At 65.9% G+C, this 15,513-nt stretch carries 10 protein-coding genes; 5 read left to right on the top strand and 5 right to left on the bottom strand.

What is annotated here, in order from left to right:
- On the bottom strand, positions 1–489 hold a 489-nt coding region (locus EN780_RS12630; protein WP_133372607.1), incomplete at its 3' end, for an NAD(P)/FAD-dependent oxidoreductase.
- A 197-nt stretch (positions 490–686) separates the two neighbouring features.
- Between EN780_RS12630 and EN780_RS12625 the strand changes: the two genes are divergently transcribed.
- The 3 genes from EN780_RS12625 (at position 687) to EN780_RS12615 (ending at position 3,202) form a co-directional block, all read left to right on the top strand.
- Complete coding sequence (locus EN780_RS12625; protein WP_128274051.1) at positions 687–1,331, top strand: hypothetical protein; 645 nt, start codon at positions 687–689, stop codon at positions 1,329–1,331.
- Positions 1,332–1,377: 46 nt separating this feature from the next.
- Positions 1,378–2,295 (top strand): uracil-DNA glycosylase, encoded by a 918-nt coding sequence (locus tag EN780_RS12620; RefSeq protein WP_128274049.1) that lies wholly within the window; start codon positions 1,378–1,380, stop codon positions 2,293–2,295.
- Between the two features lie 94 nt (positions 2,296–2,389).
- Complete coding sequence (locus EN780_RS12615) at positions 2,390–3,202, top strand: helix-turn-helix transcriptional regulator (protein WP_128274047.1); 813 nt, start codon at positions 2,390–2,392, stop codon at positions 3,200–3,202.
- Here EN780_RS12615 and EN780_RS12610 read toward each other — a convergent pair whose 3' ends face one another.
- Positions 3,203–4,174, bottom strand: coding sequence for a DMT family transporter (locus EN780_RS12610; protein WP_128274045.1), 972 nt, complete (start codon positions 4,172–4,174; stop codon positions 3,203–3,205). It lies immediately after the preceding gene.
- The gene (locus EN780_RS12605) at positions 4,171–6,477 is read right to left on the bottom strand and encodes a xanthine dehydrogenase family protein molybdopterin-binding subunit (RefSeq protein ID WP_128274043.1); all 2,307 of its coding nucleotides are present in this window, start codon (positions 6,475–6,477) and stop codon (positions 4,171–4,173) included. Before EN780_RS12605 ends, EN780_RS12610 begins: the two co-directional genes overlap by 4 nt.
- 156 nt (positions 6,478–6,633) lie before the next feature.
- Here EN780_RS12605 and pepN point away from each other — a divergent pair, with 156 nt between their 5' ends.
- On the top strand, positions 6,634–9,279 hold the full coding sequence (gene pepN, locus EN780_RS12600) for an aminopeptidase N (RefSeq protein ID WP_128274041.1): 2,646 nt from the start codon (positions 6,634–6,636) through the stop codon (positions 9,277–9,279).
- Positions 9,280–9,455: 176 nt separating this feature from the next.
- Complete coding sequence (locus EN780_RS12595; RefSeq protein ID WP_128274039.1) at positions 9,456–11,777, top strand: PAS domain-containing sensor histidine kinase; 2,322 nt, start codon at positions 9,456–9,458, stop codon at positions 11,775–11,777.
- 141 nt (positions 11,778–11,918) lie between these two features.
- Here the strand turns inward: EN780_RS12595 and EN780_RS12590 are convergent, their stop codons facing one another.
- On the bottom strand, positions 11,919–12,398 hold the full coding sequence (locus tag EN780_RS12590) for a hypothetical protein (protein WP_127310084.1): 480 nt from the start codon (positions 12,396–12,398) through the stop codon (positions 11,919–11,921).
- Between the two features lie 143 nt (positions 12,399–12,541).
- On the bottom strand, positions 12,542–15,511 hold the full coding sequence (locus EN780_RS12585; protein WP_189556519.1) for a bifunctional [glutamine synthetase] adenylyltransferase/[glutamine synthetase]-adenylyl-L-tyrosine phosphorylase: 2,970 nt from the start codon (positions 15,509–15,511) through the stop codon (positions 12,542–12,544).
- Positions 15,512–15,513 lie beyond the last annotated feature (2 nt).

The following is a 15,513-nucleotide window of genomic DNA, read 5'->3' as shown; positions in this document are numbered from 1 at the left end:
CTTCTCGACGCCCATGTCGCCGGTGATGACGCCGGTGACGGCGCCGGCATCGTTGTAGACGAGGCTTGCGGCGGCAAAGCCCGGATAGATCTCGACGCCCAGCGCCTCTGCCTTGGTCGCCAGCCACCGGCAGACATTGCCGAGCGAGACGATGTAGTTGCCGTGATTGTTCATCAGCGGCGGCATCAGGATGTTGGGCAGGCGGAACGAGCCGGCGGGGCCAAGGACCAGGAAATGATCATCGGTCACCGGCGTCTTGAACGGGTGCCCTTCCTCCTCGCGCCAGCCCGGCAGAAGGCGGTCGACGCCGATCGGATCGACGACGGCGCCCGACAGGATGTGGGCGCCGACCTCGCCGCCCTTTTCCAGCACGACGACGGAAAGCTCGGGATTGACCTGCTTCAGGCGGATCGCCGCGGCGAGGCCGGCCGGACCCGCGCCGACGATCACCACGTCGAATTCCATGCTCTCGCGTTCGATATCGCTCATCGACCCCTCACTGGCTTGCCGCGCTTTCCCGCATTGTGCTGGCTCATGCGCTGCATAGCGCATCAATTCGCGACGGGAAACCGGCGCTTAACGGACAAAGCCGATTTCGACAAAAAGTCGCGCCCGGCAGGCAAGAACCATTTCCCTCAACGTTTTTCAATTGTTCCATGGCTTGCTTATCGGCAATACTTCGCGCCATGCGCACGCCTGAGCCATCCGGCTTCTCATTGACGCGCTTCTTCTCCACGCCCGGCCAGCTTTGCCGCGCGGTTCTTCCGCTCCTCTCGCTGCTGGTCCCGACCGCGGCCGATGCCGATCCGCAAAAGGTGTGGGCGACCGGCGCCTATTCCTTTTCCGACGAGCTCGGCGGCTTCCACATCACCGGCGCTTCCGGCATCGGCACCAAGGAGGATCCGATCGTCATCACCGAAGAGCTGAATTCGGCAACGCCGGTGACGCTGACCATCCGCACCACCAAGCCGATCGAGGCGTTCGGCAAGGCCGGCGAGGTCGCCAACGGCATCATGTACATGCGCATCAAGGCCCTCAACAATAGCGGCCAGGCCTGGGTGGAATTCCAGTTCGAGCTGCAGGAGATCCTCGACCAGCCGAGCGTGTTCGGCGACGGCCTGTCCTTCGACCAGCGCAACAAGTCGCCCGACAACATCGTGTCGAGCAACTTCGCCGACTTCGACCGCGACTTCGAACCCTATGACCGGCTCCTGTTCAAGAACGGCAAGATCGACCCGCTGAAGACGGGCAGCTTCGAATTCCTGATCACCGACTACACGCCGCGCTGGACGTTCTACTTGGTGCAAGACCCGCGCATACCGACCGGCTGACGCAGCCAACCTTGCAAATCGCCGCCGCCGGGACGATGGTGGCGCCATGATTGCCGCCTCCCCCAACACCCCCGCCGAGATCGCCGAGCTGCTCGCCTTCTATGCCAGCGCCGGCGTCGACGAGGCGCTGGAGGATGCGCCGATCAACCGCTTCGCGGAGGTTCGGCCGAAGCAAGCCGAGCGCGCGTCGGCACCGGCCGCGCGCGAAAGCACGGCTCCGGAACGGCCAGCATCGGAGCCAGGCCCCGACGCCAACAGAGCGCCGCAGCGGCCTGCGGCAGCGCCCGGGCTCGACGCAAGCAAGGTGCCGGACGCGCCGGCGCGCTCGATGCCGGCAACCGCAGCGGTGCCCGACGAAGCGCAGGCCCTGCTGGCGCGGCAGATGGCGGCGAGCGCCTCGACGCTTGACGAGCTTCGCCAGCACATGGCGGGTTTCGACGGCTGCAACCTCAAATTCACCGCCAAGAACCTGGTCTTCGCCGATGGCAACCCGAACGCGGAGCTGATGCTGGTCGGCGAGGCGCCGGGCCGCGACGAAGACCTCGAAGGCCTGCCCTTCGTCGGCCGCTCCGGCCGGCTGCTCGACCGCATGCTGGCAGCAATTGGCCTCGACAGGAATTCGGCCTACATCGCCAACGTCATCCCCTGGCGGCCGCCGGGCAACCGGACGCCGACGCCGCACGAAACCGAGATTTGCCGGCCGTTCATCGAAAGGCAGATCGAGCTGGTCAATCCGAAAGTGCTGGTCAATCTCGGCGGCCCCTCGGCCAAGACCCTGCTCAACACCACCGAGGGAATCTTGAGGCTGCGCGGCAACTGGCGCACGCATACGACGGCGTCCGGCACCGTCATTCCGGCGATGCCGACGCTGCATCCGGCCTATCTCTTGCGGACGCCGGCGCACAAGAAGCTCGCCTGGCGGGATTTTCTCGAGGTGAAGGCGAAGCTGCGGGAGTTGGGGTGAAGCGCTCCCTTCTCCCATAGGGGAAGACGGGAAAGCAGCGCCATAACCTCCCAGGTAATTGAATTACTCCCCTCCCCGCCTTAGTCCTTCCCCTATGACCACATCCGAAATTTCCGCAGGCAGCCTCATCCGCGAGTGGCGCGCGCGCCGGCGCATGAGCCAGCTCGACCTCGCCATGGAGGCCGAGATCTCGCAGCGGCATCTCTCCTTCGTCGAAAGCGGCCGCGCCCAGCCCTCGCGCGAAATGGTGCTGCACCTTGCCGAGCAACTTTCAATCCCGCTCCGGCAGCGCAACCAACTGCTCTTGGCGGCGGGCTTCGCGCCGAGCTTCAGCGAGAAGCAGCTCTCCGATGCCGCGCTGGCGCCGGCAATGGCGGCAGTGGAGACGGTGCTCCGGGGCCACGAGCCGTTCCCGGCGCTGGCCGTGGACCGCCACTGGAATCTCGTCTCGGCCAATGCGGCAATCGCCCCATTCCTCGCCGATGTTTCCGAGCCGTCGCTGCTTGCGCCGCCGGTCAATGTGCTGCGGCTCAGCCTGCATCCGGGCGGCGTTGCGCCGCGCATCGTCAACCTCGCCGAATGGCGGGCACATCTGCTCGAACGGCTGAAGCATCAGAACGACGCCATCGGCGACCCGGTGCTGATCGAGCTGGAACGGGAATTGCGGGCCTATCCGTCCGGGCTGAAGAGGGCGCGGCCGGCCCCGGTCGAGCCGAGCGGTATCGTGCATCCGCTCCGGCTCGCGCATGGCGATCAGGTGCTGTCCTTCATCAGCACGATCACCGTCTTCGGCACGCCGCTCGATGTCACGCTGTCGGAATTGGCGATCGAATCCTTTTTCCCGGCGGACGAGCAGACGCGGTCGACGTTGGTGCGGCTGGCGAAGGAGCGGGCCGAGCGGTCTTGATCACCCCTGCGGCGGCGTCGCCCTTCTCGTTCGGGTGCGTTCAAGCCCAAGCTGGCGTTCGCGCCAGATGATGAAGATACCGGCCGCCACCACGATCAGACCGCCGGCCAGCGTGTTGAGCGAAGCGACATCGCCGAACACCAGATAGCCGACGACGACGCCGAGGATCATCGAGGTGTATTCGAAGGGCGCCACGACCGAGGCCTCGGCATGGCGGTAGGCCGAAGTCATCAGGATCTGGCCGAGCCCGCCGCAAAAGCCGGCGACAACCAGAAGGGCGGCCTGCGTCGGCGTCAACGCCTGCCAGCCGAAGGGCACCGAAAACAGCGCCATGACGCTCGCCGTCACCGAGAACCAAAGCACGATCGTCGCCGTCTTCTCGGTCTGGACGAGGTTGCGCACCAGAAGCATGGCGACGGCCGAGATCGCGGCGGCGGCGAAGGCGGCGATGACGCCCAGCAACTCCTGGTCATCGAGCGCCGCGCCCGAGCGCAGCAGCGTCAGCTCCGGCCAGGAGATGATCAGGACGCCGACGAGGCCGACAGCGACCGCGCTCCAGCGGTAGACGCGGATCGCCTCGCCGAGGAAGATCGAGGAGAACACCACCACCAGCAGCGGCTGCGCGTAGTTCAACGTGATCGCTTCGGGCAGCGGCAGCCTGGTCAGCGCGAAGAAGCCGAGCCCCATGGCGCCGACGCCGACAAGGCCGCGCGCGACGTGGTTGAACGGCCGTTTCGTGGCGAATGCCGTGGCCAGATGCCCCCTGGACGCCAGGAAGGCGATGATCGGGAAGATGGCGAAGAAGGAGCGGAAGAAAACGATCTGCCCGGCGGGCACATCGCCGGCCGCCTTGATGCAGGTCTGCATGCCGACAAAGACCGCCACCGAGACGATCTTCAGCGCGATGCCCCGCAGCGTGCTGTGGTGGCCGGCGTGTCCGCCGTCGCCTTCCGGCTCCGCCCCGCCGCTCACCTTTGCGATGCGTCCCGGATCGCTGTCCAGATGCGCGCCGGCGTGGCCGGCATCTCGATATGCCTGATTCCGTGGGCGCGCCAGAGCGCGTCGGTCACCGCATTGAGCGCCGCCGGCGTGGCGCCGATCGTGCCGGCCTCTCCTGCCCCCTTGATGCCCAGCGCATTGGTGGTCGAAGGCACGTTGCGGGTCTCGAAGTGGAAGAACGGGAAATTGTCGGCGCGCGGCATGGCATAATCCATGAAGCTTGCCGTCAGGAGCTGGCCGTCCTCGCCATAGACGGTGTTCTCGGTCAGGGCCTGGCCGATGCCCTGGACGACGCCGCCATGCACCTGGCCGGCAAGCAGGATCGGATTCACGGTGACGCCGAAATCGTCGACGATGGTGTAGCGCAGGATCTCGGTGGCGCCGGTGTCGGGATCGATCTCGACCTCGCAGATATGGGTGCCGTTGGGATAGGTGCACTCGTCCTGGACGAATTCGCCGAAGCCCTTGAGGTCGTCCGGGGTTTTCGCCGCCCTGGCGACGCCGGCGAAATCGATCGCGCGATCGGTGCCGACGATGCGGGCGACGCCGTCGGACAGTTCGATGTCACCGGCCGAGGCTTCGAGCTCGTCGGCCGCGATGCGCTTGATCTTGTTCGCCAGATCCTCGCCAGCGCGGGACGCCGAAACACCGCCGAGCGGGATCGAGCGCGAGCCGCCGGTACCGCCGCCAGCCTTCAGATCGTCGGTGTCGCCCTGGCGGACATGGATCTTCTCGATCGGCAGGTCGAGCTTCTCCGACAGGAACTGCGCATAGGCCGTAGCATGGCCCTGGCCGTTGGTCTGCGTGCCGATCTTCAGCGTCACCGTTCCATCGCCGTTGAGCTCGACAAAAGCCGGCTCGGAGCCCGGGAAGGCGCAGGCCTCTATATAGGTCGCCATGCCGATGCCGCGGATCCTTCCCGCCACCTTCGACTGTTCGAGCCGCTGCGGAAACGCCTTCCACTCCGCCCGCTCGATGGCGCGGTCCATGTGGCCGGCGAACTCGCCGGTGTCGTAGAGGCGGCCGGTCTGGGTGCGATATGGGAACTGCTCGGGGCGGATGAAATTGCGGCGGCGGATCTCCTCGACGGGCAAGCCCAGATCATGCGCGCAGGCATCGACCAGCTTCTCCAGCAGCAGCGCCGCTTCCGGGCGGCCGGCGCCGCGATAAGCATCGACCGGACAGGTGTTGGTGTAGAGGCCGGTCACCGAGACGTCGATCGCCCCTATGTCGTAGACGCCTGTCGACATGGTGACTCCGACATAGGGGATGAACGGACCATATTGCGAAACATAAGCGCCGATATTGGCCAGCAGCTCGACCTTCATGCCGAGGAAGCGGCCGCCCTTGTCGAGCGCCATCTCGGCCTTGACGACATTGTCGCGCCCCTGGGCGTCGCTGAGGAAATGCTCGGTGCGATCGCCGGCCCATTTGACCGGCCGTCCGAGCCGTTTGGCGGCCTCCAGCACCAGCGGATACTCGCGATAGACGAAGGCCTTCGGGCCGAAGCCGCCGCCGACGTCCGGCGTGATGATGCGCAGCTCGCTCTTCTTGATCTTGAACAGCTCGGCGATGATGTACTGCATCGAATGCACGCCCTGCGACCCAGTGGTCAGCACGAAGCGGCTTTCGGCCGCGTTCCATTCGCCGATCGCCGAACGCGGCTCCATGTAGTTGCAGACCAGCCGGTTGTTGATGAATTCGATGCGGGTGATGTGGGCGGCCCTGGCGAAGGCAGCCGCGGTCTTCTGCTTGTCGCCGATATGGTAGGTGAAGGCGCGGTTGGAGCCGAGTTCCGGCCAGACCAGCGGCGTGCCTTCATCCAGCGCCGTGGCGGTGCCGGAAGCGGCATCCTCGCTGTCATAGTCGACCTCGATCAGCTCGGCCGCGTCCTGCGCCAGCGCGCGGCTGTCGGCGACGACGAAAGCCACCGCATCGCCGACATAGTTGACCCTGTCGCCGCACAGGATCGGGATGTCGCGGGTCGGCGCCCTGGTGCCGTCGGGCTGGCGCTGCATGACGCCGGATTTGAGCTTGCCGAGATGGGCGAGGTCCTTGCCGGTCAGCACAAGATGCACGCCCGGCGCCGCTGACGCCGCTTCGGTGGATGTGATGGTGAAGCCCGCCTTGGCGACAGGCGAGCGCAGCACATAGCCATGCAGCAGGCCGGCCGGCTTGATGTCATCGGTATAGCGGCCCTCGCCCTTGAGGAAGGCCTGGTCTTCGCGACGCAACACGGAGGCGCCCATGCCGAATTTCGGTGTGACGACGGTCATGAATGCCTCGCGATGACGGTGGGGGGATGGATGCCTGAAATAGGCATAGGCGCAGTTTTGTCGAGTGACCGTTTCGTGTAAAGAGCGCGAACCTCGAATTTTTTGGACCAGCGGGCCCGTTTGCCGCGCCGGGAACAGACAGGAAAACCCTTGGGAATGCGCACCGATACCGGCCATGTCTTCAAGCTCGAAGACTATCGCCCCAGCGACTATCTCATTTTGCAGACCAGCCTCGTTTTCCGCCTTTCCCCCGAGGCCACCCGCGTCATCGCCACGCTCACCATCGAGCGGCGCGAAGGCGTTGCCGCAACGGCGCCGCTGGTGCTCGACGGCGACGGGCTGACGCTGCTCGGCATTGCCATTGACGGCCGTGACCTCCAGCCGGAGGACTACGCGGCGACGCCGGACGAACTCGCCGTCCTGAAGCCGCCGGCCGCCTCCCGCTTCGAGCTGGTGCTGGAAACCGAAATCGCGCCGGCGCGCAATGAAGCGCTGATGGGGCTCTATCGCTCCAGCAATGTCTATTGCACGCAGTGCGAAGCCGAGGGTTTCCGGCGCATCACCTATTTCCTCGACCGGCCGGATATCCTCTCGATCTACACGGTGCGCATCGAGGCGCCGCACAACGAAGCGCCGCTGCTTTTGTCGAACGGCAATCCTGTCGAAAGCGGCGTGCTTGCGGATGGCTGGCACTATAAGGTCTGGCACGACCCCTTCCCCAAGCCGTCCTACCTGTTCGCGCTCGTGGCAGGCGCGCTCGGCAAGGTCGCCGACAGCTTCACCACGCTGTCCGGCCGCACGGTCGAGCTCGGCATCTATGTCGAGCCGGGCAAGGAACGGCTCGCCGGCTATGCGATGGATGCGCTGAAGCGCTCGATGAAATGGGACGAGGAAGCCTTCGGCCGCGAATACGACCTCGACGTCTTCAACATCGTCGCCGTCTCCGACTTCAACATGGGCGCGATGGAGAACAAGGGCCTCAACATCTTCAACGACAAGTATGTGCTGGCCGACGAGGAGACCGCGACCGATGCCGACTTCGCCAATATCGAGGCGATCATCGCGCATGAGTATTTCCACAATTGGACTGGCAACAGAATCACTTGCCGCGACTGGTTCCAGCTCTGCCTGAAGGAGGGGCTGACCGTTTACCGCGACCACGAATTCTCCGCCGACCAGCGCTCGCGGGCGGTCAAGCGCATCGCCGAGGTGCGCACGCTGCGCGCGCACCAGTTCCCCGAGGACCAGGGGCCGCTGGCGCATCCGGTCAGGCCGCGCCGCTACCGCGAGATCAACAACTTCTATACGGCGACCGTCTACGAGAAGGGTTCGGAAGTGGTGCGCATGATCCGCACCATCCTCGGCGCCGAAGCGTTTCGTGCCGGCATGGACCTCTATTTCGAGCGCCATGACGGAGAGGCGGCGACCATCGAGGATTTCCTGAAAGTGTTCGAGGACGCCTCGGGGCGCGACCTGTCGCAATTCGCGCTTTGGTACCATCAGGCGGGCACGCCGAACCTGACCGTCAGTTCCTCGCACAACGCACGGGCAAAGGAGTTCACGCTGGAGATCGAGCAGTCGGTGCCGCCGACGCCGTCGGAGAGCCGCAAGCGGCTGATGCACATTCCGCTCGGCTTCGGTCTGGTCGGTGCCGGCGGCAAGCCCGTCTCTTACGATGACGTCGAGGGCGCCACCGTCGAGGACGGCGTCATCCACATCCGCAAGCGCCGGCATGTCGTGCGCTTCACTGGCGTCGCCGAGCGCCCGGCGGTGTCGCTCAACCGCGGCTTCTCGGCACCGGTCACGCTGTCGGTCGAGCAGAAGACCGACGACCAGTTCTTCCTTGCCGGCCATGACAGCGACAGTTTCTCGCGCTGGCAGGCCTTCAACACGCTGCTCACCGATGCGCTGATCGCAGCCTTCCGCCAGGTGCTCGGCGGCAAGCCGCCGGCCTTTGCCCAGCGGCTCACCGAACTTGCCGGCAGGATCGCCGCCGACGAGACGCTGGAGCCGGCCTACCGGGCGCTGGCGCTTTCGCTTCCGGGCGAAGCCGACATCGCCCGCGACATCGGCAAGGGCATCGATCCCGACGCCATCTTGGCCGCCCGCGAGGCGCTGGCACTGGCCATTGCCAGGGCGAACCGGGAAAACTTCACCGGCCTCTACGAGCGGCTTGCCGACAAGGGGCCAATCAGCCCCGATGCGGCGAGTGCGGGCCGGCGGGCGCTGCGCAACATCCTGCTCGACTACCTGGCGCTGCTGCCGGAAGGCGCCGCGCTTGCGGCAACTCACTTCCGCTCCGCCAGCAACATGACCGACCGCGCGGCCGCGCTGACCGTGCTGGCGCACCGCCATGCCGGGTCGGCCGAAGCGCAACAGGCGCTGGCCGATTTCGAGGCGAAGTACCGCAACGATGCGCTGGTGATGGACAAATGGTTCCAGATCCAGGCCGGCGTGCCCGGCTCGAAGACCGTCGAGACGGTGCGCGCGCTGACCGGGCATCCGGCCTTCTCGATGGCCAATCCGAACCGTGTGCGCTCGCTCATCGGCACCTTCTCCAGCGCCAACCAGACCGGCTTCCACCGCGCCGACGGCGAAGGCTATCGCTTCTTCGCCGAGACCGTGCTCGAGGTCGAGAAACGCAATCCGCAGGTGGCGGCCAGGCTGGCGACCGCGTTGCGCTCCTGGCGCTCGCTGGAGCCGGGGCGCCAAGCCAAGGCCAGGGAGGCGCTGCTTGCGATCGCAGGCACGGAAAAGCTGTCGGCGGATCTAAGGGATATCGTCGAGCGAACGCTGGCGTGACTAGCGATCTCCCCCCTCGTGGGGGAGATTGGCAGTTTCGACGAATTTCAATCAATTTTTAATCTTTTTTGGCCGCGCCTCTGGACAAGGCGAATCACCTTTGATTCTTTAATGACGATTCGGACGTGCGGCGTAACCGGATCATCAAGCAGAGGGAATTCGGGGAGTAGCCATTTATGGCCAAGGCGGACGCGTGGGGCGCGCCCGGAGGGAAGGCTTTTGAGCGTCGCAAGGCGCGACGCGACGGTCTTGCCGGCAATACGCGGCTGATCGCCGAACCCGCCTATCGGCGGCTGCTGGCGGCCGAGCCGTGGCTGCGCCGTTCGATCCCTGCCCTCATCATCATCTTCCTGATCGTCATCGCCGCGCTGCGCGTCCTGTCGCTGATGAACGAGCGCGACGAGGTCGAGCGCGACGCCAAGGCAATCCTTTCGCTGGCGGTGGGTCAGATGGCGAGCGCGATCGCCGCCGACCCGAATGCGGCCACCGTCAGCGCGGCGGACCTGATGGAGAGCACCGGCCGCCAGGGCGCCATGGGCCGCAGCCATGTGCTGGCGATCACCGACGGCAGCTTCAAGATCATCGCCGTGTCGCCGCTGTCGAGCGGCTGGCAGGGGCGTTCGCTGGACAGCCTCGTTCTCGGCGGCCAGCCGCTGTTCATGTTCGGCGAGCGCGCCGGCGTCATGGAGGTCAGCATCGGCGGGCAGGACTGGTACGCGGCGGTGAGCCTGACGGCCAGCCGCAAGAACGCCGCCGCCGCTCTGGTGCCGAAAGACGCAGTCTTCGACAGCTGGCGCAAGACGGTCTCGCTCAACGTCACCCTGTTCGTGCTGACGGCCGGCGTGCTGATTATCATCCTCTACGCCTATTTCGGCCAGGCGGCGCGCGCCCAGGCCGCCGACCGCATTTACCTCGAGGCGCATCAGCGCATCGACATGGCGCTGGTGCGCGGCCGCTGCGGCCTGTGGGACTGGGACATGGTGCGCGGCAAGATGTACTGGTCGCGCTCGATGTACGACATGCTGGGTTACGAGCCTTGCGACACGATGCTGTCCTTCGGCGAGGTCGACGAGATCATCCATCCCGAGGACGGCGACCTGTTCGAGCTTGCCAACCGCATCGTCGAGCGCGAGATCGACCATATCGACCAGGTGTTCCGCATGCGCCACGCCGACGGCCAATGGGTATGGATGCGCGCGCGGGCCCAGGTGATCGACCCCGAGGCGCCGGAGATCCAGCTGATCGGCATCGCCGTCGACGTCACCGAGCAGCGGCATCTCGCGCTGCGCTCGGAGGCGGCGGATCTGCGCTTGCGGACCGCCATCGAGAACATCAACGAATCCTTCGTGCTGTGGGATGCCGCCGAGCGGCTGATCATGTGCAATTCCAAATACCAGAAGGACAACGGCCTGTCGGACCGCGACGTGATGCCGGGTGCTGTGCGCGCTGTGCTGGAGGAGCGGATGCTGGCCTTCGCCTCGGAGCGCAGGCTGGCCAACGCCAACGGTCCACAGGGCGGCTCGACGTTCGAGCGCCAGCTTGCCGACGGCCGCTGGCTGCAGGTCAACGAATTGCGCACCAGGGACGGCGGCACCGTCTCGGTCGGCTCCGACATCACCCAGATCAAGCTGCACCAGGAAAAGCTGGTCGACAGCGAACGACGGCTGATGGCGACGATCCACGACCTCAGCCTCGCCCGCCGGGCGGAAGAGGAGCGCGCCAGGGAACTGGTCGAACTCAACCGCAAATACATGAAGGAAACCGAACGCGCCGAGGCGGCGAACCGGGCGAAGTCCGAATTCCTGGCCAACATGTCGCATGAGCTGCGCACGCCGCTCAACGCCATCATCGGCTTCTCCGAATTGATGGAACAGGGCCTGTTCGGGCCGCTCGGCTCGCCGCGCTACGAGGAATATGCCACCGACATCAACGGCAGCGGCAAGTACCTGCTCGGCGTCATCAACGACATACTCGACATGTCGAAGATCGAGGCCGGCCAGTTCTCGATGGACCGCGAGGAGATCGACCTCTGCCCTCTGATCAAGGAGACGGTGCGCGTCATCTCGTTGCAGGCGGCGGAGAAGTCGATCACGGTGGAGACCCGCATCGCCGATGCGATGCGGCTGTTCGCCGACCGCCGCGCCATCAAGCAGATCGCCATAAATCTGCTTTCCAACGCCGTGAAGTTCACCGGTCAGGGCGGGCACATCTCGGTGCGGGCGCGCAGCGCTTCAGGAGCGCTGGTTCTGACGATCGAGGACAATGGATGCGGCATCCCCAAGGCGGCGCTGAGCAAGCTCGGCCGGCCGTTCGAGCAGGTGCAGAACCAGTTCTCCAAGAACCATGCCGGGTCGGGCCTTGGGCTCGCCATCTCGCGCTCGCTGGCCGAGCTGCAGGGCGGCGCGTTGAAGATCCGCTCGACCGAAGGCGTCGGCACGATCGTGTCGGTGCGCATCCCGCTGAAGAAGGCGACGCCTTCGGTAAAAGCTGCGGCTTAGTTTTTCAGCTTCGCGTGTTTCAGAATCCGGCTATGTCGGCGGGACAGCACCCCCTCTGTCCGGCAGGACAGAGGGGGGCGCGAAAGAACGTGGCCTTTCGAGAGTCCGGCACTCCAGTCGCCGGATCCAGATCATTCAGCCTCACTGCACGCCGTCGTCGCCGTCCCCGCCGTCCCACTGCCGATGACGTCCGAAGCGGCCGCCCTTCGGCAGTTCGCCCTTTTCGATCTTGCCGTCATTGTTCCTGTCCAGCATGGCGAACAGCTTCTTCTGGCGGCTCGTGATGTCGTCTGCGGTCAGCGTGCCGTCGCCCCTGGTGTCGAAGCGCGCGATGATGCGCCTTGCCATGCGCTCGAAGCGCGCCTTCTCCAGCGCGTCGGCGAGCTCGCCGACAGTCAGCTTGCCGCCATTCTCGGCGACGAGCTTCTTCAGCCGCGAGTCCATGGCGTCGGAGAACTGGTCGAAGGTGATGGCGCCGTTGGGGCCCTTCAGCGCCTCGTCGAGGCGCTGCATCATGTCGTCACGCATTTTGGCGCTGGCATTGTTTTCGGCATAGGCCGTGGTGCCGACAGCGCCCGCGAGCGCCATGAAAGCAAGGGCAAGCTTGGTAGACTTTCTCATGGTCTTCTCCTGTTGCATCGTCACCCCCGATGCCAGGACGGCAACCTCTCAATCAGATTCAGGCCGCCATCCATCTCTTTGTTCGAGCATCGGATTTCCTCCTCATCGGGCCCGACGCTCTCGCCGCGACATTCATCCCTTCGTCATGAGTTCTTCGCACGCAGCAAGAGGTCGAAATCCTGTCTGACCTTTCGCGACGTCTCCTTGAGATGCGCTTCCAGAACAGCGAAATCCGGCAGGTCGGTCACCGCCAGAAGCAGATCCGAGAGCCCCGGCGGCACGTCGTCGCGCTGGAACTCACCGGTGAGGCAGAGCCTGATCATCTGGGTCAGCGCGAGATAGAGCGTGTAGGCATCGCACAGCTGCTGCCTGACATCGGCGCCCGCGAAATCGGGAGAAAGCCGCGCCAGGATGTCGGCCGTCGCGGTCACCCTGCGACCGGCCTCGACGACATGGCCGGTGAGCACCGCCACCTGGGCGATGAATTCGAGATCGATCAGGCCGCCCGGGATCAGCTTGATGTCCCAGCGGTCGCGCGGCGGCTTTTCCTTCTCGATCAGCGCGCGCATCTCCGACGCCTCGGCCACCACCTTGGCGGCGTCGCGCTGCAGGGCCAGCACGGCGGCCACCTCCGTCTCCACCTCGGCGCAGAGTGCGGCGTCACCGCCTATGGCGCGCGCCCGCGCCAGCGCCATGTGCTCCCAGGTCCAGGCGTCCTGGCGCTGGTACTTCTTGAAGGCATCGACGTGGGTGGCGACCGGCCCCTTGTTGCCGGAGGGGCGCAAGCGAAGGTCCAGCTCGTAGAGCACGCCCTCGGCCGTAGGGGCCGAGACGGCCGCAATCAGGCGCTGCGTCATGCGGGTATAGTAGTGGGAGGGCGCAAGCGGCTTTTCGCCGTCGGACTCCTCCGCGTCCGGATCGTGGTCGTAGAGCAGGATCAGGTCGACATCGGAGCCCGCCGTCAGCTCGCGGCTGCCGAGCTTGCCCATGCCGAGCAGCGCCACCGTGCCGCCGGCGATGCTGCCGTGGCGCAGCGCGAATTCGGCGATGACCGCCTGCAATGCCGCCTCGATGGTGAGATCGGCAAGGTCGGAAAAGGCGCGGCCGGCGCGGGCCGGATCGATCGCGCCGGCAAGCAGCCTGACACCGATCAGGAATTTTTGCTCCGAGGCAAAGATGCGCAAACGATCGAGCACGTCCTCATAGGCGCGGTCGCCCTCGATGAAAGCGGCGAGCCGCGCCGAGAGATAGGCGCGGTCGGGCAGTTCGGCGAGCAAAGCCGGATCGAGCAGGCCGTCGAAGACATGCGGCCGGCGCGTGATGATGGCGGCAAGCCTCGGGGCGGCGCCCATGATCGTCGCCATCAATTTCAGCAGCGCGGGATTGGACTGCAGCAGCGAGAAAAGCTGGATGCCGGCAGGCAGGCCGGCAAGGAACTCGTCGAAGCGCATCACCGCCTCGTCGGCCCGCCGCGTCTGGCCGAAAGCCTTGAGCAGCGCCGGCGTCAGTTCGGTCAGCCGCTCGCGCGCCTCCGCCGACAGGGTGACGCGGTAGCGGCCGAAATGCCAGCCGCGAATGACGCGGCAAATGTCGCTCGGCCGCTGGAAGCCGAGGCGCTGCAAGGTCTGCAGCGTATCGGGATCGTCGACGTCGCCGGTGAAGACCAGGTTGCCGACGCCGGCCGAAAGTTCCGGCGCGGTCTCGAACAAAGCCGCATAGTGACGCTCGACCTGCTGCAGCGAGGCGCGGAAGGCCTCGGCGAAGCTCGGCTGGTCGACAAAGCCGAGCATGCGGGCGATGCGCTCCAGCCCTTCGTCGCTCTCGGGCAGGATATGGGTCTGCTCGTCCGCGACCATCTGGATGGCATGCTCAACGCGGCGCAGGAACCAGTATTGCCGGGCGAGGGCATCGCGCGCGTCGGCGGTGATCCAGCCGCGGGCGGCAAGCTGGCCGAGCATCGGCACCGTCTCGCGGCCGCGCAGTTCCGGGAAGCGGCCGCCGGCAATCAACTGCTGCGTCTGGACAAAGAACTCGATCTCGCGGATGCCGCCGCGGCCGAGCTTGACGTTGTGGCCCTTGACCGCGATCTCGCCATGGCCCTTATGCGCATGGATCTGGCGCTTGATCGAGTGGACGTCGGCGATCGCCGCGTAGTCCATGTATTTGCGCCAGACATAAGGCTGCAGCTCTTTCAGGAACGCAGCGCCCGCGGCGAGATCGCCGGCCACCGGACGCGCCTTGATCATGGCGGCGCGCTCCCAGTTCTGGCCGCGCCCCTCATAGTAGTGAAGCGCCGCCTCGACCGGTATCGCCAGCGGCGTCGAGCCGGGATCTGGCCGCAGCCTCAAATCGGTGCGGAAGACATAGCCATGCTCGGTGCGGTCCTGGAGGATCCGCACGAGGCGGCGTGTGAGGCGCGCAAACAATTCCGTCGCATCGAGCGGATCGACGATCGCCGGCGCGTCGGGATCGAAGAAGACGACGAGGTCGATGTCGGACGAAAAATTCAGCTCATGCGCGCCGAGCTTGCCCATGCCGAGCAGGATCCAGCCCGACTGGCGCGCCGGGTTTTCGGGGTTGGGCAATCTGAGCTTGCCCTGCCCGTGCGCGTCGCGCAGCAGGAAATCGACGGCGGCGCGGGTGCAGGCGTCGGCGAGGTCGCTGAGGCGCCGCACGGTCAGCGCCGGCGCGGCCTCGCCGGCGAGATCGGCCAAGGCGATCAGGAAATGGGCTTCCGTCTTGCACTGCCTGAGTTCCATCATCAGGCTCTGTTCGGAGACCGTCTCGGCCCGCGCCGCCTTGCCAATGGCCTCGCCGATCGCCGCCAGCCGAGCCTTCACATCGGCGTCGGACAAGGCATCGAGGATTTGCGGGCGGCGGCGCGCCACATCGCGCAGGAATGGCGACAGGTCGAAGACGGCGGCGAGGAGGTCCTGGTCCACGCCCTCGGCCGCCAGGAATGTTTCCAGGCGGGCAAGGCCTTCTTCCGCGGCCGCCGAAGCGATTTCCGACAATTCGCGCCTAGCGCGATCTGCGTCCAGCGGCAAAAGCGTTGCCGCCGGTTGCAGGCGCCATTCGGTATCAATGCGTTTCGCAGCCATCCTCACCGCCATCA

The organism is Mesorhizobium sp. M4B.F.Ca.ET.089.01.1.1 (genome assembly GCF_004022605.1).
Lineage (GTDB): Bacteria > Pseudomonadota > Alphaproteobacteria > Rhizobiales > Rhizobiaceae > Mesorhizobium > Mesorhizobium abyssinicae.
The sequence above is the reverse complement of the archived record's forward strand: the minus strand, read 5'-3'. Positions and strand labels throughout refer to the sequence as shown.

Coding starts and splice junctions, on each gene's coding strand:
- EN780_RS12625 (WP_128274051.1), top strand. CDS start 687: ATGCGCACGCCTGAGCCATCCGGCTTCTCATTGACGCGCTTCTTCTCC.
- EN780_RS12620 (WP_128274049.1), top strand. CDS start 1,378: ATGATTGCCGCCTCCCCCAACACCCCCGCCGAGATCGCCGAGCTGCTC.
- EN780_RS12615 (WP_128274047.1), top strand. CDS start 2,390: ATGACCACATCCGAAATTTCCGCAGGCAGCCTCATCCGCGAGTGGCGC.
- EN780_RS12605 (WP_128274043.1), bottom strand. CDS start 6,477: ATGACCGTCGTCACACCGAAATTCGGCATGGGCGCCTCCGTGTTGCGT.
- pepN (WP_128274041.1), top strand. CDS start 6,634: ATGCGCACCGATACCGGCCATGTCTTCAAGCTCGAAGACTATCGCCCC.
- EN780_RS12595 (WP_128274039.1), top strand. CDS start 9,456: ATGGCCAAGGCGGACGCGTGGGGCGCGCCCGGAGGGAAGGCTTTTGAG.
- EN780_RS12590 (WP_127310084.1), bottom strand. CDS start 12,398: ATGAGAAAGTCTACCAAGCTTGCCCTTGCTTTCATGGCGCTCGCGGGC.
- EN780_RS12585 (WP_189556519.1), bottom strand. CDS start 15,511: ATGGCGGTGAGGATGGCTGCGAAACGCATTGATACCGAATGGCGCCTG.